This is a genomic window from Streptomyces sp. NTD107 (genome assembly GCF_059510435.1).
In genome coordinates, this window is record NZ_JCAJZV010000002.1 from 622,539 (window position 1) to 640,425 (window position 17,887).

21 protein-coding genes are annotated in these 17,887 nt (G+C 70.7%); 16 read left to right on the plus strand and 5 right to left on the minus strand.

All coding sequences use genetic code 11. From position 1 onward, the window contains the following. The first annotated feature begins 126 nt into the window (after positions 1 to 126). The 3 genes from AC5WRL_RS06690 to AC5WRL_RS06700 all read left to right on the plus strand — a co-directional run bounded on the left by AC5WRL_RS06690 (position 127) and on the right by AC5WRL_RS06700 (position 2,449). A complete protein-coding gene (locus tag AC5WRL_RS06690; protein WP_496087366.1) occupies positions 127 to 576 on the plus strand; it encodes a MarR family winged helix-turn-helix transcriptional regulator in 450 nt (149 codons plus the stop codon). Positions 577 to 617: 41 nt separating this feature from the next. Beyond that, the gene (locus AC5WRL_RS06695) at positions 618 to 1,508 is read left to right on the plus strand and encodes a GNAT family N-acetyltransferase (protein WP_496087367.1); all 891 of its coding nucleotides are present in this window, start codon (positions 618 to 620) and stop codon (positions 1,506 to 1,508) included. A 218-nt stretch (positions 1,509 to 1,726) separates the two neighbouring features. After that, positions 1,727 to 2,449 carry a class I SAM-dependent methyltransferase gene (locus tag AC5WRL_RS06700; protein ID WP_496087368.1) on the plus strand — a complete coding sequence of 241 codons (723 nt, stop codon included), beginning with the start codon at positions 1,727 to 1,729 and terminating at the stop codon, positions 2,447 to 2,449. Here the strand turns inward: AC5WRL_RS06700 and AC5WRL_RS06705 are convergent. Continuing rightward, positions 2,439 to 2,675, minus strand: a complete 237-nt coding sequence (locus AC5WRL_RS06705) for a DUF397 domain-containing protein (RefSeq protein ID WP_496087369.1) — start codon at positions 2,673 to 2,675, stop codon at positions 2,439 to 2,441. The two genes, AC5WRL_RS06700 and AC5WRL_RS06705, sit on opposite strands and share 11 nt — an antisense overlap. Further along, positions 2,672 to 3,547, minus strand: a complete 876-nt coding sequence (locus AC5WRL_RS06710; protein WP_496087370.1) for a helix-turn-helix domain-containing protein — start codon at positions 3,545 to 3,547, stop codon at positions 2,672 to 2,674. Before AC5WRL_RS06710 ends, AC5WRL_RS06705 begins: the two co-directional genes overlap by 4 nt. Positions 3,548 to 3,752: 205 nt before the next feature. On the opposite strand from AC5WRL_RS06710, the gene AC5WRL_RS06715 reads away from it, so the two are divergent. The 4 genes from AC5WRL_RS06715 to AC5WRL_RS06730 all read left to right on the plus strand — a co-directional run bounded on the left by AC5WRL_RS06715 (position 3,753) and on the right by AC5WRL_RS06730 (position 5,052). After that, positions 3,753 to 4,157, plus strand: coding sequence for an ATP-binding protein (locus AC5WRL_RS06715; RefSeq protein WP_496087371.1), 405 nt, complete (start codon positions 3,753 to 3,755; stop codon positions 4,155 to 4,157). Then, positions 4,142 to 4,363 (plus strand): hypothetical protein, encoded by a 222-nt coding sequence (locus tag AC5WRL_RS06720; protein ID WP_496087372.1) that lies wholly within the window; start codon positions 4,142 to 4,144, stop codon positions 4,361 to 4,363. Before AC5WRL_RS06715 ends, AC5WRL_RS06720 begins: the two co-directional genes overlap by 16 nt. Further along, complete coding sequence (locus AC5WRL_RS06725; protein WP_496087373.1) at positions 4,360 to 4,710, plus strand: hypothetical protein; 351 nt, start codon at positions 4,360 to 4,362, stop codon at positions 4,708 to 4,710. The genes AC5WRL_RS06720 and AC5WRL_RS06725 overlap by 4 nt, the downstream gene beginning before the upstream one ends. 150 nt (positions 4,711 to 4,860) lie before the next feature. Further along, positions 4,861 to 5,052, plus strand: a complete 192-nt coding sequence (locus tag AC5WRL_RS06730) for a DUF5708 family protein (RefSeq protein ID WP_496087374.1) — start codon at positions 4,861 to 4,863, stop codon at positions 5,050 to 5,052. Between the two features lie 6 nt (positions 5,053 to 5,058). Here AC5WRL_RS06730 and AC5WRL_RS06735 read toward each other — a convergent pair whose 3' ends face one another. Beyond that, a complete protein-coding gene (locus AC5WRL_RS06735; protein WP_496087375.1) occupies positions 5,059 to 5,427 on the minus strand; it encodes a VOC family protein in 369 nt (122 codons plus the stop codon). Positions 5,428 to 5,522: 95 nt separating this feature from the next. On the opposite strand from AC5WRL_RS06735, the gene AC5WRL_RS06740 reads away from it, so the two are divergent. Beyond that, positions 5,523 to 6,473, plus strand: a complete 951-nt coding sequence (locus AC5WRL_RS06740; protein ID WP_496087376.1) for a helix-turn-helix transcriptional regulator — start codon at positions 5,523 to 5,525, stop codon at positions 6,471 to 6,473. Positions 6,474 to 6,488: 15 nt separating this feature from the next. Here AC5WRL_RS06740 and AC5WRL_RS06745 read toward each other — a convergent pair whose 3' ends face one another. Next, a complete protein-coding gene (locus tag AC5WRL_RS06745; protein WP_496087377.1) occupies positions 6,489 to 7,385 on the minus strand; it encodes an NAD(P)-dependent oxidoreductase in 897 nt (298 codons plus the stop codon). A gap of 1 nt (position 7,386) precedes the next feature. After that, positions 7,387 to 7,881 carry a DUF3145 domain-containing protein gene (locus AC5WRL_RS06750; RefSeq protein ID WP_496087378.1) on the minus strand — a complete coding sequence of 165 codons (495 nt, stop codon included), beginning with the start codon at positions 7,879 to 7,881 and terminating at the stop codon, positions 7,387 to 7,389. A gap of 242 nt (positions 7,882 to 8,123) precedes the next feature. On the opposite strand from AC5WRL_RS06750, the gene AC5WRL_RS06755 reads away from it, so the two are divergent. The 8 genes from AC5WRL_RS06755 (at position 8,124) to AC5WRL_RS06790 (ending at position 17,847) form a co-directional block, all read left to right on the plus strand. Then, the gene (locus AC5WRL_RS06755; protein ID WP_496087379.1) at positions 8,124 to 9,014 is read left to right on the plus strand and encodes an SGNH/GDSL hydrolase family protein; all 891 of its coding nucleotides are present in this window, start codon (positions 8,124 to 8,126) and stop codon (positions 9,012 to 9,014) included. 98 nt (positions 9,015 to 9,112) lie between these two features. After that, entirely contained in the window at positions 9,113 to 10,276 is a 1,164-nt protein-coding gene (locus tag AC5WRL_RS06760) for a mandelate racemase/muconate lactonizing enzyme family protein (protein ID WP_496087380.1), read from the plus strand. After that, positions 10,273 to 11,298, plus strand: coding sequence for a zinc-dependent alcohol dehydrogenase (locus AC5WRL_RS06765; protein WP_496087381.1), 1,026 nt, complete (start codon positions 10,273 to 10,275; stop codon positions 11,296 to 11,298). The genes AC5WRL_RS06760 and AC5WRL_RS06765 overlap by 4 nt, the downstream gene beginning before the upstream one ends. 128 nt (positions 11,299 to 11,426) lie before the next feature. Then, positions 11,427 to 12,419, plus strand: a complete 993-nt coding sequence (locus AC5WRL_RS06770; protein ID WP_496087382.1) for a hypothetical protein — start codon at positions 11,427 to 11,429, stop codon at positions 12,417 to 12,419. Positions 12,420 to 12,569: 150 nt separating this feature from the next. Continuing rightward, positions 12,570 to 13,703, plus strand: a complete 1,134-nt coding sequence (gene chvE / locus AC5WRL_RS06775) for a multiple monosaccharide ABC transporter substrate-binding protein (RefSeq protein WP_496087383.1) — start codon at positions 12,570 to 12,572, stop codon at positions 13,701 to 13,703. A gap of 47 nt (positions 13,704 to 13,750) precedes the next feature. Further along, the gene (locus tag AC5WRL_RS06780; protein ID WP_496087384.1) at positions 13,751 to 15,436 is read left to right on the plus strand and encodes an ATP-binding cassette domain-containing protein; all 1,686 of its coding nucleotides are present in this window, start codon (positions 13,751 to 13,753) and stop codon (positions 15,434 to 15,436) included. Further along, positions 15,433 to 16,701, plus strand: coding sequence for a multiple monosaccharide ABC transporter permease (gene mmsB / locus AC5WRL_RS06785; RefSeq protein WP_496087385.1), 1,269 nt, complete (start codon positions 15,433 to 15,435; stop codon positions 16,699 to 16,701). Before AC5WRL_RS06780 ends, mmsB begins: the two co-directional genes overlap by 4 nt. A gap of 36 nt (positions 16,702 to 16,737) precedes the next feature. Continuing rightward, complete coding sequence (locus AC5WRL_RS06790) at positions 16,738 to 17,847, plus strand: aldose epimerase family protein (RefSeq protein ID WP_496087386.1); 1,110 nt, start codon at positions 16,738 to 16,740, stop codon at positions 17,845 to 17,847. Positions 17,848 to 17,887 lie beyond the last annotated feature (40 nt).

Sequence of the window (17,887 nt, forward strand, 5' to 3'; positions counted from 1 at the left end):
GGCAGATGATTGGCGAGCATACAAAGGAGATCGCAGGAGGACAAATAATCTGCGCGCAGATGATTCCGGTAGGGTGGCTGGAGAGAACGCAGAGCAGCAGACGCAGCAGAAGAGCAGGGAGGCCACATGCCGGCCAGGACGGAAGCCGCGTACTTTCCGAGGCTCGCCGCCGAACGCCCCGACATCGCCCTGTGCCGGGCATCGACGGCCGTCGCCCGCGCCGCCGACGCCCAGGCGCACACCCTGGGCACCGGCGTCGGCCAGCACCTGGTGCTGAAGATGCTCGCCGAGGTCGGCCCCTGCTCGCAGCGCGTCCTGAGTGACGAACTGCGCATCGACCGCAGCGTCATGGTGGGCATCTGCGACAGCCTCGAACAGGCCGGCCACGTACGCCGCGAGCGCGACACCACCGACCGCCGCGCCTACGCCGTCACCCTCACCGACTCCGGCCGCGCGCTGCTCGCCACGGCCGAAAGCGCCGTCCCCGCCTTCCTCGACAGCACGTTCCAGGCCCTCACCCCGGCCGAACGCGAGCAGCTCACCACCCTCCTCGGCAAGCTGCTGGCCGCGAACTAATCCGATGCGGACCGCAGGCGCGGTGGTGTGTGATGGGGGACATGGCCATCACCTTGCGCACGCCCGACGTCGATGAGGTGCCCGCGGCCATGAACGTGCTGCGGGAGTGGCAGAGCGACGGACAACCGATCCAGTTGCACCCGGGAGACCTGGGCTGGTTCTGGCGGTTCGGTCCGGAGGCGACGGCCTCGGCGGTACGGACCTGGACCCGGGGCGGCCGGATCCTCGCGATCGGACTGCTGGACGGCCCCCGGCTGTTGCGGGTGACGATCGCACCGGACGCCCGTCAGGACGAGGAGCTGGCACGCCGGCTGGTCGACAACATCACCGAGCCGAAGGACGGCGTGCTGGGCGCGGGCCGGGCATCCGTCGAGGCCCCGATGGACACCCGGGTCCACGATCTGCTGACCGAACATGGCTGGCACGCCGACGAGTCGTGGACCCCGCTGCGCCACGACCTCACCGAGCCACTGCCCGATCCCGGTGTACGCATCGAGGTGGCCGGACCGGCACAGGTACGTGCCCGGACCGCCGTACAGCGGGCGTCCTTCGACAGCTCCACGTTCACCGAGCAGCGCTGGCACACCATGGCCGCCGGCCCGGCCTACCGTGACGCCCGCTGCCTGCTCGCGTACGACGACCGGGGGGCGGCGGTCGCGACGGTCACGGTCTGGTCGGCAGGCCCGGGCCGGCCGGGCCTGCTCGAACCGATGGGCGTACACCACGACCACCGCCGACGCGGCTACGGCCGCGCGGTGAGCATCGCGGCGGCGGCAGCTCTCCGCGACCTGGGCGCATCAAGCGCCCTCGTCTGCACCCCCACGTCCAACACCCCCGCCATCGCCGCCTACACATCGGCCGGCTTCCAGCAACTCCCCCAAACCCACGACAGCGGCCGAGCCGCGCTGTACCCGGAGGACAGCCGGGCCTGATCGAACTCCCAGCGCGAGACGGCTGTCGCGTGCCCGTCCGCGATCAGACCGTGCGCACCTCGGTCATCAAGCTGACGGAAAGCCGCGAGGCGTGCGTCCCATGAGCCTGCACCGATGGGTCCGGGAGTGTCGGCCAGCGCCTCGGGCAACTGGCGGCCGTGGCGGTGATTCCGCCGAACCCGCCCCGGTGTCGGGGCCGGCTCGGCAGGATGGGGCGGGTGAGCACCCGTACCGCAGATCTCTGGCACCACTACGGCCGCACCCGGGCCGGCATCGACCTGGCGGTGCCGGGCGCTTTCCGCTGGGGGTGGGACCAGGACGCCGGGCCCGGCCCGGAAGTCCTCGGCAAGCTGACCGGCCGGGTCGTCGGTGATCTGGGCGCGGGATCGGCCCGGCACGCGGCCTATCTGACCGCTCGCTGTGATCCGGCCCAAGTCGTCGCGGTCGACGCCTCACCCGGGCAGTACGAGATGGCCACCCGCCTGTACGGAGAGCTGGTGCCCCGTCTGCGCTGCGTGCGGTCGGACGCCGTGACCCATCTGCGAGCAGCGGCCACCACTTACGACGTGCTGTACAGCGTCTTCGGCGCCGTTGACTTCACCGACCCGCACGAGCTGCTGCCAACCGCCGCCGCGGCGCTGCGGCCCGGGGGCCGACTGGTGTTCTCGACCCTCGGCGGCTACCTCAACGGCGAGCCCGCAGAAGCCGATGCCCGCTCGGCCGACATCCCGGCGAAAACCCCGGACGGTGAACCGGCGACCCTGCGCCGCTGGGTGCTTCAGGTCCACGTGTGGACCAAGCTGCTGAACGAGGCCGGCCTGACCCGGATCACCACCGACGTCCTGCCCGGCCACCACCACCCGAACACCCCCGACACCCTGCTCGTCACCGCCCACCGCCCGACCCGACCGGCGCGCCGGAACCCGGCGATCAGTCCCTGATCAGATGGTCGAACTCGCCGGCCTTCGCGGCCTGGAGGAACGCCGCCAGTTCGGTGCGGGTGTAGCGGAGGGGGGCCAGGTCCGGGCGCTGTGAATCGTCCAGAGCCACTCCCCCGGCTATCTTCATCAGGCGGACGCACGCGGCACCATTGTTGCTGCTGAGGCTGGACTTCAACCACTCACCGTCCAACGGCGCCGCGTACAGGTCTGCCTTGGGGTCCGTCATAGTGTTCTCTCGATTTCTTTGATGAGCTGGAGCGTCTCCTCAGTGTCCAGCGCCATCTCTGCAAGGTCGGCAAACCCTCGCCTCATCCGCCGGACCTCCGTGGCGTTGTCCGTGGCCTCGTCGCCTCGCGACTTCTCGTGCAGGACCACGGTCTTGTTGTGGACACCTGGGAACTCAAACAGGGTAAACGGTGAGCCCATGGCCGCTGCGACCCCCGCCGAGAACGGGATGACGCGCAGGGTGATATTCGGCCTCCCGGCCATCTCGCACAGGTGGCGCAGCTGACCGCGCATGACTTCGCGGCCACCAACGACAGGCCGCAAGGCTGACTCAAGGAACAGACCGTGAACCAACACCGGGTGGTTGCGGGTCAGGATCTCCTGCCGTCGCAGCCTGGTCTCGACGAAGAGTTCGCGGTGCAGGGAACTGTCGTCCTTCTGCCCGAAGGCAGCCAGCGCCTCGATGTAGCCCTCGGTCTGGAACAGGCCCGGGATGTACGTGCCGGAGTGGTTGCTGATCTTCTCAGCCGCATCTTCGAGCGGGAAAGTTCGTCCGAATCCGCCGTCCAGCAGCTCCCGGTACTTCGGCTCCTCCCACCACGGTCGCTCGATCGACTTTCCCGTGCGGATCGTCGCGCGGATGCCGGCCTGCCTGGGCTCGGGCAGTTCGTACACCTTGAACATCCGCTTCAACAGCGACTCGTCCGGCCAGCGCTTGCCGCGCTCGATGTACGAGACCTTGTTCTGTGAGCACTTCAGCTGCTTCGCGGCGTCCGCCTGGGACTTGTAACCCGCTTCCATCCGGATGCGCCGCAGCTCTTCGCCCAAGTCCCGCAGGATCGCCAGAGCATTGGTGTTGACGCTCGTCGACACAGCTTCTCCTTCACACGCGTTGGACCCCGCCACACGACAGCGTAGCGGCTGCCAAGCCGCCTTGGGGTTCACTAACGGGTGAATCTCGAACTAGCAACTTGCGTAAACACATAGTTGGCCGCAACACTCTCTCACCTACGCTGCGGCGCTCAACCGTCGCAATGTGTAGCCCAGTTCGTGCGCGGTCGGCCGGAAGGAACCAGGCATGTTCGAACGCGGGTTTGTGCTGGCAGTAGGGCGTTATCCCTGCGTCGCCGCGTCCGTCGCGCAGGCCCGGCGGATAGCGGTGGAGGCGTACGCGCCGTTCCCCAGAGTGGATCGGTTCGCGGTCGAGTTGCTGATTTCGGAGCTGGCGACGAATGCCGTCCTGCACGCCGCCGGCGACTCGTTCGACGTGCTGTGTCACTCGCCGCTCGGCGGCTCCGTGCAGGTCGAGGTGCATGACCGGTGCCGGGCCGTGCCCGTGCGGCGACAGGCCGGCGCGCAGGACGAATGCGGCCGGGGTCTCGAACTGCTGGAGCTGCTCGCCTCGCACTGGCGGACCGAGCGGACCGCGAACGGCAAGAGTCTCATCTTCACTCTCCAGGAGGGGTCATGTTCGAACCGCTGATCCGCACCATCGTCGTGAACGGCGGCGACGTCCGGATCGGGGATGTCATCTCGGTGGGTGGTGTCCCGCACCGAATCCGGGAGTTGCGGGAGATCCTGCCGTCCCGCAAGAAACTCATCTTCGAGGACGGCAACTCCTACGTGCTCGGCAAGTTCCTCACCATCGAGGTGACGCGCCTCTGCTCACCCCTGCGGCGCGTGCGGTGAAGGTGCCCGAGGAGCCGCTGCTGTTCGCCAGGACCGGGGTGCTCAGCGGGTGGTGGGAGAGCGGGCTGTGTCTCATGTGCCGGAAGAGCGGAGTGCCGGTCATCTGGCTGGGGCCGGTGATCCACGGGGCGCGGCACGCGCCGTTCTACTCCTGCGAGAAGTGCACCGGCTGGCTCGTGCGGTACGTCGGTACGCACGATCACGACGCGCCGCCCGCGCCGCCGCCCGTGCAGCCGCCCTCCATCGGGGAGTTAGGGCTTCGGATCGTCGTGGCGGGCCTGAGTGTGCTGGCTGTGGCGGGTGTCGTCGGGGCGTTCTGGCTAGTGTTCGCCGGGCGGTCGCCGTAGCGGGTGGAAGAACTCCGCCGGGTCGGACGGTCCCCGGATGTCCGTCGAAGGATGCAGTCGGGGTTCATCCGGTGGGCCGACGATCGTGACCGGAGGTGTTCCTACGCTGGCTGGTGTCAGGAAAGACCAGGTCAAGGGAGTGATCAGGATATGAGCCGGGCGTCCAGGCATGTCGTGGAGGGAGGGGCGACCTTCGCCGTCGGGCTGCTGCTGTGGCTGTTCGCCGGTGGGGTCGAGATCCCGGTGATCACGCCCACCAAGCTGGGCGTGGTGCTGATGGCCATCGGCGGCGTGCAGGTGGCCATGGGCCTGTACCAATCGGTACGGCCCACGGCCCCCTGAGGGTGATCAGTCGACGGGGGCGACCCGGATCAGGTTGCCGTCCGGGTCCTCGACGACGAAGGTACGTCCGAAGACGGCGTCACGCGGCTCGCTGACCACTCGCACGCCCTTGGCCACCCACTGCCGGTAGCGGCGGTCGATCTCCCCGGACCCGCCGGGCAGGGTCACGCAGACCTCGCTGGTGCGCCGCACGGACGGGTCCAGTCCTTCGGACTGCTCCCCGCTCCACACGGCCAGTTCCGCCCCGTCACCCAGACGGAAGGCGATGTAGTGGGGGCTCTCGAAGCCGGGCTTGAGCTCCAGCAGGTCCGCGTAGAAGCGGGCGGCGGCGGGCGCGTCGTTGACGTACACGATGAACGTGATCGAGGCAGGCATGGCACTTTCCTTGAGTCGGCCGGTCTTGCTGGACGACCGCAGCCTGCCGGTCATACCTGACGGATTCCGTCACGTTTTCTGGGATTCTCGATACCGTGACTCCGGATCGCTTCTTCTCCCTCCTGCTCGCGCTCCAGTCCCGGGAGGCCACCACGACGGCCGAGCTGGCGGACCGGGCCGGGGTGTCCGTCCGTACCGTCCTGCGGGATCTGCGCTGGTTCCAGGAGGCGGGCTTTCCGCTGCTGATCCAGCGCGGTCGCTGGGGCGGGGTGACGCTGCTGCCCGGTGGGCCGCTGGACACCTCGCGGCTCACGGCGGAGGAGCGCGACCAGTTGGCGCTGCACGGCCTCGACGCCACGCAGCGCGGGCAGCTGGGGGCCACGGCCGACGGCCGGCGCGCGCACCAGAAGGTACGCGTGGGGCTGCGCCCCTCGGCCGCCGGTGTGCTGCCGCTGTCCACGCTCGTCACCACCGACAACCGGCCGTGGTTCTTCCGGGAGGACGCCGAGGGGCTGCCGCCGGGGGCGCTGGTGGACACCCTGCGGCGCGGGGTGCGGCTGCGGATCCATTACCGCAGGTCCGGGGAGGGTGAGGCCACCTGGCGGGTGGTGGATCCCTACGGCCTGCTGGCTAAGGCCGGTACGTGGTATCTGGTGGCGGACCGCGCGGGCCGTCCCCGGCTGTACGCGCTGGAGCGGCTGGCCGGCTGGGAGCCGGTACGGGCGGCCCGCCGGCTGCGGGCGGGCGCGGATCTGGAGTCGGTCGCGGCGGAGCTGACGGCGCGCTGGGAGAACCCGGCCGGGTTCCCCATCCACGCCGAACTCGACCGGGAGCGCGTCGGCCTGGCCAGGCGGGTACTCGGCCGCCGGCTGACCGTCGGGGAGCCCGCCGGGGAGCGGCGGGTGCGGATCACGGTGACCGGCCGGAACGTGGAGGATGTCCGGCTGCTGCTGGCGTTCGGCGAGAGCGTCACCGTGACCGGCCCGGTGGCGGCCCGTGAGCACATCGGGAAGCTGGCGGCCGGGATCCTGCGGAAGTACTCCTGAGCGGGTCCCGCCCGCTCAGCCCCGGTCGGCAGCCGGGGGCGGCTCGAAGCTCGCGTAGTAGGAGGCGGCCATGTCCTCGCCGCCGTGGCCCTGGGCCGCCGCCCGGCGGAAGCGGTCGGCGCCGGCCGCCGTGGCGTCCAGGCGGACGCCCGCCGCCTCGCCGGCGGCCACGATCAGCCGGGCGTCCTTCTCCGCCGTGTCCACGGCGAAGTTGGGCGGGGTCAGGGAGCGGGTGCGCAGGGCGGCGGTCTTGGCCCGCAGGTAGCCCATGTCCAGGGCGCCGCCCGCGATGGCGTCCAGGAAGTGGTCGACGCTGACGCCCAGGCCGTCGGCCAGGGCCACGGTCTCCGCCGCGCCGTGGGTGACGGCCAGCACCCAGGTGTTGCAGACCAGCTTGAGCCGGGTGGCCTCCCCGGGCTGTTCGCCGACCCACAGCGTACGGGCGCCGATCGCTTCCAGTGCGGGCGCGATCCGCTCCCGTACGGTCTCCGGGCCGGACACCAGGACTGTCAGCTCGCCCGCCTCGGCCGGGGCCCTGGTGCCGAGCACAGGGGCGTCCACGAAGGTCAGGCCGTGTTCGTGGGAGAAGTTCGCCAGCTCCGGCAGCGCTTCGGTGCCCACCGTCGTGGACTGGAGCCAGATCGCGCCCTCGGTCACCCCGGGCGCCGCCGCCCGGATCGCGTCCAGGGCGGCCGGTCCGTCGTACAGCATGGTCAGCACGATGTCCGCGCCCGCTACCGCATCGGCCGGATTTTCCGCGACCCGGGCGCCGTCCGCCGCCAGCGGTTCGGCCTTGGCGCGGGTACGGTTCCATACCCGGACGTCGAGCCCGGCGCGGCACAGGTTGCGGGCCATCGCCGCGCCCATGATGCCGGTGCCGAGGACCGCGACCCGGGTCGTGACCGTGCTCATCTCACACCACCTGGTGCAGCCAGCGGACGGGGGCGCCCTCGCCCGCGTACCGGAAGGGTTCGAGTTCGTCGTCCCACGGCTTGCCCAGCAGCCGGGTGATCTCGGCGTGCAGGTCGCTCTCGCCGCGCGCCGCGCGGGCGGTGGCGGCGCGCAGCCGGTCCTCGGGGATCATGATGTCGCCGTGGACGCCGGTCACGGCGTGGTAGATGCCCAGCTCGGGGGTGCAGCTGTAGCGTTCGCCCTCCGCCGACTGGGAGGGGTCGCTGGTGACCTCGAAGCGCAGCAGATGCCAGCCGCGCAGGGCGGAGGCGAGCTGGGAGGCGGTGCCGGTGGCGCCCTGCCAGGAGAGTTCGGCGCGCCAGGTGCCGGGGGAGGCGGGCTGTCTGATCCAGTCGAGGGACACCCGGCTGCCGAGGACGCCGGCCACGGCCCACTCGATGTGCGGACACAGCGCGCGCGGCGCCGAGTGTACGTACAGGACTCCTCGTGTGGTCATCGGGTCCTCCAGGTCTTTCCTACCAGCGCCCGCACCCCCCGCACCGCGCACGAACAGTAAACACCATGTAGATCATTTCTCGGCAAAATGGACAGCGTGTGACATGAGGTCATGTCTTTTACGCTGGATGACGGGCCCGATCCCACTCGCCGTCCAGCTGCCTGGACCCAAGCTACCGCGCGGCGGTGGCACCGGGCTCCGCCCCAGTGCCAGCGCACCATGACTCAAGGGCAGGGAACTGAATGCCGGTCAGCCGCCCCATACTCGCTTCGACGCTCACCGTCGCCGCCTCGCTGGCGCTGCTGGCGGGGTGCACGTCCGCCCCCGCCGGCTCCGATCCGCAGTCCGTGAACGCCACCGAGGAGCACAGCGCCCCGGCCGCCCCGCCGTGGAACACCGGCCCGGCGTCGGTGGCGGCGATCGGGGATTCGATCACCCGGGCGTTCGACGCGTGCGGGGTGCTGTCCGACTGCCCGGAGGTGTCGTGGGCGACGGGCAGCGATCCGGAGGTGGCCTCGCTCGCCCAGCAGCTGATCGGGGATCCGGAGCTGGTGGGTACGCGGTCGTGGAACCTGGCCGAGTCGGGGGCGCAGGCGTCCGATCTGCCGGCCCAGGCGCGGGCGGTCACCGCGCATGATCCGGAGCTGGTGACGATCATGGTGGGCGGCAATGACGCGTGCGCGCCCGATCTGGCGTCGATGACCGCGACGGAGGACTTCCGGGCGGATGTGGAGCGGTCGGTGGAGATCATCCGGGAGTCGCTGCCGGACACCCAGATCTATGTGTCGAGCGTGCCGGATCTCCAGCGGCTGTGGGCGGAGGGCAGCACCTCGGCGCTGGCCCGCACCGTGTGGCGGGTGGCGGATGTCTGCCCGTCGATGCTGGGGGACGCGTCGGCCGACACGCCGCAGGCGACGGAGCGGCGCGACGCGGTACGGGAGCGGGTGCAGGAGTACAACGCGGCGCTGGAGTCGGTGTGCGCTGCGGACGCGCTGTGCCGGTACGACGGCGGGGCGGTCTTCGACTATCCGTTCACCTCGGACGATCTGAGCAAGTGGGACTGGTTCCACCCGAACGCCCAGGGGCAGGCGGCGCTCGCCGAGCTGGCCTATGAACGGATCACCACCAACTAGGCCAACCCATTGACATGGGGGGTTCGCTCTCATTACGTTCACGCCAGCATTTCGAACAGCAGTCGAAATATCGAACAATCGAGAGGTTGGCTGTCCCCGTGCGCATCACCGGAATCAGTACGCATGTCGTCGGTACCCCGTGGCGGAACCTCACATACGTCCAGGTGCACACCGATGAGGGGCTGACCGGCGTCGGCGAGACCCGGATGCTGGGCCGTACCGACGCCCTCATCGGCTACCTCCGGGAGGCGGAGGTCAACCACATCAAGGGCTCCGACCCGTTCGCCGTGGAGGACCTGGTCCGCCGGATGAAGTACGGCGACTACGGGCGGGCCGGCGAGATCGTCATGTCGGCGATCGCCTGCGTGGAGACCGCCTGCTGGGACATCAAGGGCAAGGCACTCGGCGTGCCGGTGTGGCAGCTGCTGGGCGGCCGGGCGAACGCCGCCGACAACCGGGTCAAGGCGTACGCGAACGGCTGGTACACCGTCGAGCGCACCCCGGAGGCGTTCCACAAGGCCGCCGAGGCGGTCGTCGCGCGCGGCTACCAGGCGCTCAAGCTGGACCCGTTCGGGGCCGGCCACTTCGAGCTGGACCACGCCGAGACGGTCCGTTCGCTCTCCCTCGTGGAGGCGGTACGGGACGCGATCGGCCCCGAGCGCGAGCTGCTGCTGGAGATGCACGGCCGCTTCTCCCCCGCCACCGCCATCCGGCTGGCGAAGGACCTGGAGGAGTTCTCCCCCGCCTGGCTGGAGGAGCCGGTGCCGCCGGAGAACCTCAAGGCGCTGGCCAAGGTCGCCGCCAAGACCAGCCTGCCGATCGCCACGGGTGAGCGCATCCACGACCGGATCGAGTTCCGTGAGCTGTTCGAGTCGCAGGCCGCCGACATCATCCAGCCCGACCTCGGGCATCTGGGCGGCATCTCCGAGATGCGCAAGCTGGCCGCGACCGCCGAGACCCACTACGTGCTGATCGCCCCGCACAACGTCGGCGGCTCGGTGCTCACCGCCGCCAGCCTCCAGCTGGCCGGCTGCACCCCCAACTTCAAGATCCTCGAACACTTCAACGACTTCGCGGACGCCGAGATCAAGAAGGTCGTCAAGGGCGCGCCCGAGGTGGTGGACGGCTACTTCACGCTCTCCGAGGCGCCGGGGCTCGGCGTGGAGCTGGACACGGACGCCGCCGCCGAGTTCCCGCAGCAGCAGGCCCGGTTCGACCTGTGGGCCGAGGGCTGGGAGAAGCGGGAGGGCAGCAAGAAATGATCCGGCGTACGACGTCGCGCGCCGTGCTCGTCGAGGAGCCGGGACGGCATCGGCTGGTGACCGGGGAGCCGGCCGAGCCGGGGCCGGGCGAGGTACGGGTGGCGGTGCACGCCGCCGGGATCTGCGCCAGCGACCGCGAGGTGTACGAGGGGACGCGCGCCGCCGGCTATGTGCGCTACCCGATCGTGCCGGGGCATGAGTGGTCGGGCACGGTCGAGGCGGTGGGGGCCGGGGTCGATCCGGCGCTGATCGGGCGGAGGACGGTCGCCGAGGGGTTCCGGGCGTGCGGGGTGTGCGAGCGCTGCCGCACCGGGCAGACCAGCCTGTGCACGGCCGGGTACGAGGAGACCGGCTTCACCCAACCGGGCGCGTTCGCGGACACCGTGGTCGTACCGGCCCAGCTGCTGCATCCGCTGCCGGACGACGCCGACCTGGCCGCCGCCGCGCTGCTTGAGCCGGCCGCCGTGGTGGCCGCCGCGCTGCTGGTGGCGGCGCCGCGGCCCGGGGAGCGGGTGGCGGTGGTGGGCGCCGGGACGCTGGGGCTGCTCGCCGTCCAGCTGCTGGCCGCCTCCTCCCCCGCCGAGCTGCTGGCCATCGACCCCCGGGAGCGGCCACTGGAGCGGGCCGCCGCGCTCGGCGCCACCGCCACGGCCACCCCCGCCGGGGCCGCGGACCGGCACGGCGGCTATGACCTCGTGATCGAGACGGCCGGGGCGCCGTCCACCGCCCGGGACGCCACGCTGCTGGCGCGGCGCGGCGGGCGGGTGGTGCTCACCGGGATGCCGGCGGCCGGCGCGGCGGGCATCGATCCCGTCCATCTGTCGGTGTCCCAGCTGACGGTCAGCTCGGTGTTCGGCGCGACGCCCGCCGCCTGGAGCTACGCGGTGCGGGCGTTCAGCACCGGGCTGCTGCGTCCGGCGTCGCTGATCACCCACCGGCTGCCGCTGGAATCGTTTGGCAAAGCCATCGAACTGGTCGGTAGCGGCGACCCGGAAGTGGGCAAGGTGTTGCTGACGCCCTAGCCCACCCGAGCCCCGCCCAGCTCTCGCTGCCCCTGTGACCCGGGAGGTCCCGGTGACCGCCAGTGTGATCGCCTGCCATGGCATCCGAACAATGTACGACATATCGAACGAACCCCTACAGGAGCATCGTGTCTGAGTCCGCCGCCGCCATTCCCCGCCGCCCGGGCGAGGCCGCCCTGGCCGCACTCGGCCACGCCATCCCGGCCGCCGACCCCGCCGACTCCTCCCCGCACACCTTCCCCGACGGTGGCCGCTGGCGTACCGAGGTCCCCTCCGTCGAGGGCCCCGAGGCCCTGCACACCGTGCTCAAGGAGGCCGCCCAGCTGGGCGTGCCGATCCACCGCATCAGCCAGGGCAGCGGCGTGTGGATGCTCTCGGACGCCGAGATCACCGAGATGGTGGACGCCGCCGACCGGGCCGGGGTCGAGCTGTGCCTGTTCACCGGGCCGCGCGGCACCTGGGACATCGGCGCCGGCACCCGTACCGCCTCGGGCGGCGGCGGGCTGCGGGCGCGCGGCCAGTCGGCGGTGGCCGGCTGCGTGGAGGACGCCCTGCGCGCCGCCGCGCTCGGCGTGCGCTGCCTGCTGGTGGCCGACGAGGGGGTGCTGTGGGTGCTGCATCAGCTGCGCGAGCGCGGCGAGCTGCCCGCCGAGACCACCTTCAAGGTGTCCGCGCTGATCGGCCCGGTGAACCCGGCCGCCGTGTCCGTCCACGAGGGCCTGGGCGGCGACTCCGTCAACATCCCCTCCGATCTGACCCTGGAGCACCTCACCGAGATCCGCCGGGTCAGCCGGGTCCCGCTCGACTTCTATCTGGAGGCACCCGATGATCTGGGCGGCTATGTCCGGATGCATGAGATCGCCGAGCTGATCCGGCGCGGTGCGCCCATCTATCTGAAGTTCGGGCTCAGCAAGGCGCCCGGCATCTATCCGTACGGCGGGCACATGCGGGATCTGACGCTGGAGACGGCGCGGGAGCGGGTACGGCGCGGCCGGCTCGCCCTGGATCTGCTCGCCCGGCTGAGCGGCGACTCCGGCGGCGACGCGGGCAGCGACACCATGTCGCCGCTCGGTTCGCGGCTGCCGGGTGCGCTCAACCGCTTCCCCATTCCGGCCAACTGACGGAGAATCAGCCAGCCAGCTCCACCACAACCGCACATCTTTCCTCACTGACCAACGCCAGGAACAGCGCCACCGGCACGACTCGCACCACGCAGCACCGCACGGAACACCACACCGCGCACCACCGAGTCGAGAGGACGTGACCTCGTCATGTCTCCAGCACGAGCCGCATCCCGCGCGACCGCCGCAGCCGGCGCCGCCCTCGCCCTCACCCTGCTCCTGGCCGCCTGCGGCCAGGACTCCAACCGGGGTGGCGGCGGGGGCGGCGGCAGTGACCGGGCCCCCGACGCCGAAGGCGGCACCATCGGGATCGCCATGCCCACCAAGTCCTCCGAACGCTGGGTGGCGGACGGCAACAACATGGTCCGGCAGTTCGAGGAGGCCGGCTACGAGACCGTCCTCCAGTACGGCGAGAACCGGGTGGAGAACCAGGTCTCGCAGATCGAGAACATGATCTCGCAGCGCGTCGATCTGCTGGTGATCGCCGCCATCGACGGCACCGCGATGACCAATGTGCTCCAGCAGGCGCACGACGCCGGAATCCCCGTCGTCTCCTACGACCGGCTGCTGATGGGCAGCGAGTACGTCGAGTACTACGCCTCCTTCGACAACGAGCGGGTCGGCCGGCTCCAGGGCGAGTACATCGTGAACACCCTGGGCCTGGCGGACGGCAGCGCCGAAGGCCCGTTCAACATCGAGCTGTTCGCCGGCTCCTCCGACGACAACAACACCCGCTACTTCTTCCAGGGCGCCATGGACGTGCTCCAGCCCTACCTCGACAGCGGACAGCTCGTGGTCCGCAGCGGGCAGACCAACCTCAATCAGATCACCACCCAGCGCTGGGACGGCGGCCTCGCGCAGAGCCGGATGGACGACCTGCTGACCGCGCACTACTCCGGCGAACGCATCGACGCCGTGCTCTCCCCGTACGACGGCATCTCCATCGGGATCCTGTCCGCTCTCAAGAGCGTCGGCTACGGCTCCGGCAGCCAGCCGTACCCGGTGATCACCGGGCAGGACGCCGAGCTGGCGTCGATCAAGTCGATCATCGACGGCGAGCAGACCCAGACCGTCTACAAGGACACCCGCGAACTCGCCCGGCAGGCGGTGGCGATGAGCGACGCGCTGCTGACCGGCGGCGAGGCGCCCGTCAACGACACCGAGAGCTATGACAACGGTGTCAAGGTCGTGCCCGCCTATCTGCTGGACCCGGTGAGCGTCGACGCCACCAACTACCAGATCCTCATCGACGAGGGCTACTACCAAGAGTCGGACCTGGGCTGAGCGGACGGAGACAGACAGAGACAGACGGAAGCACGGGAGCGTACGTCATGGCACGTGCACAACAGGCGGCATCCGAATCCGGGCCCGGGCCCGAGTACGTCCTGCGGATGCGCGGCATCACCAAGACCTTCCCCGGGGTCCGGGCCCTGGACGGGGTCAGCATGTCGGTGCGGCCCGGCGAGATCCACGCGATCTGCGGGGAGAACGGGGCCGGCAAGTCCACCCTGATGAAGGTCCTCAGCGGGGTGCATCCGCACGGCGGATACGACGGGGAGATCGAATTCGAGGGCGAGCCCTGCGCCTTCAAGGACATCCGGGCCAGCGAACGGCGCGGCATCGTGATCATCCATCAGGAACTGGCGCTCATCCCGCACCTGTCCATCGCCGAGAACATCTTCCTCGGCAACGAACGCACCACCGGCCGGGCCGGGTTCATCTCCTGGTCCACCACGCTGCGCGAGACCGAGCGGCTGCTGCGCCGGGTGGGGCTGACCGGCGAGCGCCCGCAGACGAGGATCGCCACCCTCGGCGTGGGCAAGCAGCAGCTGGTGGAGATCGCCAAGGCGCTGGCCAAGCGGGTACGGCTGCTGATCCTGGACGAGCCGACCGCCGCGCTCAACGACGAGGACTCCCGGCAACTCCTCGACCTGATCCGGGAACTGCGCGATCAGGGCATCTCGGCGATCCTCATCTCGCACAAGCTCAAGGAGGTGCTGTCGGTCGCCGACTCCGTCACCATCCTGCGCGACGGCCGCACCATCGAGACGCTGCCGGTGGCCGGCGGCCTCACCGAGGACCGCATCATCCGGGGCATGGTGGGCCGCGAGCTGGACACCTACTACCCCGAGCGGGTGCCCTACGAGGGCGAGCGGGCCGGGCAGGTGGCGCTGTCGGTGCGCGACTGGACGGTGGGCCACCCCGCCGACGAGCGGCGCAAGGCGGTCGACTCGGTCTCCTTCGAGGTGCGGCACGGCGAGATCCTGGGCATCGCGGGGCTGATGGGCGCCGGGCGCACCGAGCTGGCGATGAGCCTGTTCGGCCGCTCCTGGGGCCGGTACGAGCGCGGCACGGTCGCCGTGGACGGCCGGGAGGTGTCCACCCGTACGGTGCCGGAGGCCGTCGGGCACGGCCTGGCGTACGTCACCGAGGACCGCAAGACGTACGGGCTCAATCTGATCGACACCATCAGCCGCAACATCTCGCTGGCCGGGCTGCCGGGGATGGCGCGGCGCGGCATCGTCGACGAGCACGCCGAGACGCGGGTGGCGGAGCGCTTCCGCACCTCGATGAACATCAAGACGCCCACCGTCTTCGAGCAGGTGGGGCGCCTCAGCGGCGGCAATCAGCAGAAGGTGGTGCTCAGCGCGTGGATCAACACCGCGCCCAAGGTGCTGATCCTCGATGAGCCGACCCGGGGCATCGATGTGGGTGCCAAGGCGGAGATCTACGCGGTGATCAGCCAACTGGCCGCCGAGGGCAGGGCGGTGGTGCTGATCTCCTCCGAACTGTCCGAGCTGCTGGGGCTGTGCGACCGGATCGCCACCATGTCGGCCGGCCGGCTGACCGGCGTGCTGGCGCGGGAACAGGCGTCCCAGGAGGCCCTGATGCGGCTGATGACGCGCACCGACGCTGGCGGCACTGATGGCGCTGGCGGCACCGGCGGCACTGACAGCGCTGTCAGTGCCGTGAGCGGCGACAAGGACGGGGACCAGGACGGGGAGGCGGCACGATGAGCACGACCGGGGCCACGCTCGACAAGGGCACACCCGCACCGGACGGCGGCGGCGGGAACGGCGCGGGCGGCGGCCCGGCCGATGGACTGGCGGTGCTGGTCGCCGAGTTGCTGCGCTCGGTGCGCACCAACATGCGCCAGTACGGGATGCTGATCGCCCTCGGGCTGCTGGTGATCATCTTCCAGATCTGGACCGGCGGCGATCTGCTGATGCCGGGCAATGTCACCAACATCATTCTCCAGAACGGCTACATCCTGATCCTGGCCATCGGGATGATGATCGTGATCATCAATGGCCATATCGATCTGTCGGTCGGCTCGGTGGCGGCGTTCTCCGGAGCGGCCTCGGCGGTACTGATCGTCAATCACGGGGTGCCGTGGCCGCTCGCGCTCACCGCCTCGCTGCTGATCGGCGCGGCGGCCGGGGCCTGGCAGGGCTTCTGGGTGGCGTACATCGGCATCCCCTCGTTCATCGTGACGCTCGCCGGGATGCTGCTGTTCCGGGGGGCGACCCAGCTGCTGCTGGACGGCCAGTCCCGGGGCCCGTTCCCGCGCGGCTTCCAGAACATGAGCCAGGGCTATCTGCCGGAGGTCGGCCCGTACACCAACTACCACAATCTGACCCTGCTGCTGGGGTTGGGCGTGGTGGCGGTGGTGCTGTTCCAGGAGTGGCGCAAGCGGCAGCAGCAGCGGGCGTACGAGCTGGAGGTGCTGCCGCGCAATCTGTTCCTCCTCAAGTGCCTGGCGATCGTGGCCGCCACGGCCGCGTTCACCATGACGCTGGCCAGCTACCGGGGTGTTCCGGTGGTGCTGCTGATCCTGTCCGGGCTGCTGATCGTGCTCGGGTACGTGATGCGCAACGCCGTCCTGGGCCGCCATGTGTACGCGCTGGGCGGCAACCGGGCGGCGGCCCAGCTGTCCGGGGTGAAGGACAAGCGGGTCACCATGGCCGTGTTCATCAACATGGGGGTGCTGGCGGCGCTGGCGGGCTGTGTGTTCGCCGGGCGGCTCAACGCGGGCACCCCGGGCGCCGGCCAGCTCTTCGAACTGGAGGCGATCGCGGCGGCGTTCATCGGCGGCGCGTCGATGAGCGGCGGGGTCGGCACGGTGCTGGGCGCGGTGATCGGCGGTCTGGTGCTGGGTGTGCTGAACAACGGCATGCAGCTGGTGGGGATCGGTCCCGACTGGCAGTCGATCATCAAGGGGCTGGTGCTGCTGGCCGCCGTGGGCTTCGATGTGTGGAACAAGCGTCGCGCTCGCACATAATGGAGCGCACTCCCACGTGAAGGAACAAAGGGCAACATGAGCAGCACCGAAGCCGAAGCCGCGGCCGTCGCCGCAGCACCGCCCGCGCGCACCCCGTTCGGCACCCTGCCGGACGGGACCGGCGTCGACCGATGGACGCTGGCGCGCGGCGGGCTGCGGCTCGCGGTGCTCGGCTACGGCGGGATCGTGCAGTCCCTCGAAGTCCCCGACCGCACGGGGCGGCTCGCCAATGTGTCGCTGGGCTTCGACCACCTCGCGCCGTACGCCGCCGCCGGCGCCTCGCCGTACTTCGGCGCGCTCATCGGCCGGTACGGCAACCGGATCGACGGCGGGCGGTTCACGCTGGACGGGCGCCCGTACCGGCTGCCGGTCAACAGCGGCGCGCACAGCCTGCACGGCGGGGCGGCCGGCTTCGACCGGCGGCTGTGGGAGGTGACCCCGTTCGACGGCCCCGAGGGCACCGGGCTCACGCTGCGCCGGACCAGCCCGGACGGCGAGGAGGGCTACCCGGGGACCCTGGACGTACGGGTGGACTACACGCTCACCGACGGCGGGGCGTTCCGCATCGACTACGCGGCGACCACCGACGCCCCCACGATCGTCAACCTCACCAGCCACACCTACTTCAACCTGAGCGGCGAGGGCAGCGGCAGCGCCACCGGTCACCTGCTGCACGTGGCGGCCTCCCGCTACACCCCGGTGGGCCCCACCCTGATCCCCACCGGCGAGCTGGCCCCGGTCGAGGGCACCCCGTTCGACTTCCGGGACGCGGCCGGCACACCGATCGGCCGGGAGCTGCGCTCCGGGCACGAGCAGCTGCGCTTCGCCCAGGGCTACGACCACAATCTGGTCCTGGACGCCGGGGCGACGGCCGAGCCCGCGTACGCGGCGACGCTCACCGACCCGGGCTCGGGCCGGATCATGGAGCTGGCCACCACCGAGCCGGGGGTGCAGTTCTACAGCGGCAACTTCCTGGACGGCTCGCTGACCGGCACCTCGGGCCGCGCCTACCGGCAGGGCGACGCGGTGTGCCTGGAGACCCAGCACTTCCCCGACTCGCCGAACCGGCCCGGCTTCCCGTCCACGGTGCTGCGGCCCGGCGAGACCTACCGCAGCAGCACGGTGCACACCTTCACGGCGGAGTAGCCCCCGGGTAGATTCGTACCGGTTTGCGGGGCAAGGTCGC

Coding starts and splice junctions, on each gene's coding strand:
- AC5WRL_RS06690 (WP_496087366.1), top strand. CDS start 127: ATGCCGGCCAGGACGGAAGCCGCGTACTTTCCGAGGCTCGCCGCCGAA.
- AC5WRL_RS06695 (WP_496087367.1), top strand. CDS start 618: ATGGCCATCACCTTGCGCACGCCCGACGTCGATGAGGTGCCCGCGGCC.
- AC5WRL_RS06705 (WP_496087369.1), bottom strand. CDS start 2,675: ATGACGGACCCCAAGGCAGACCTGTACGCGGCGCCGTTGGACGGTGAG.
- AC5WRL_RS06715 (WP_496087371.1), top strand. CDS start 3,753: ATGTTCGAACGCGGGTTTGTGCTGGCAGTAGGGCGTTATCCCTGCGTC.
- AC5WRL_RS06720 (WP_496087372.1), top strand. CDS start 4,142: ATGTTCGAACCGCTGATCCGCACCATCGTCGTGAACGGCGGCGACGTC.
- AC5WRL_RS06730 (WP_496087374.1), top strand. CDS start 4,861: ATGAGCCGGGCGTCCAGGCATGTCGTGGAGGGAGGGGCGACCTTCGCC.
- AC5WRL_RS06735 (WP_496087375.1), bottom strand. CDS start 5,427: ATGCCTGCCTCGATCACGTTCATCGTGTACGTCAACGACGCGCCCGCC.
- AC5WRL_RS06745 (WP_496087377.1), bottom strand. CDS start 7,385: ATGAGCACGGTCACGACCCGGGTCGCGGTCCTCGGCACCGGCATCATG.
- AC5WRL_RS06750 (WP_496087378.1), bottom strand. CDS start 7,881: ATGACCACACGAGGAGTCCTGTACGTACACTCGGCGCCGCGCGCGCTG.
- AC5WRL_RS06755 (WP_496087379.1), top strand. CDS start 8,124: ATGCCGGTCAGCCGCCCCATACTCGCTTCGACGCTCACCGTCGCCGCC.
- AC5WRL_RS06765 (WP_496087381.1), top strand. CDS start 10,273: ATGATCCGGCGTACGACGTCGCGCGCCGTGCTCGTCGAGGAGCCGGGA.
- chvE (WP_496087383.1), top strand. CDS start 12,570: ATGTCTCCAGCACGAGCCGCATCCCGCGCGACCGCCGCAGCCGGCGCC.
- AC5WRL_RS06780 (WP_496087384.1), top strand. CDS start 13,751: ATGGCACGTGCACAACAGGCGGCATCCGAATCCGGGCCCGGGCCCGAG.
- mmsB (WP_496087385.1), top strand. CDS start 15,433: ATGAGCACGACCGGGGCCACGCTCGACAAGGGCACACCCGCACCGGAC.
- AC5WRL_RS06790 (WP_496087386.1), top strand. CDS start 16,738: ATGAGCAGCACCGAAGCCGAAGCCGCGGCCGTCGCCGCAGCACCGCCC.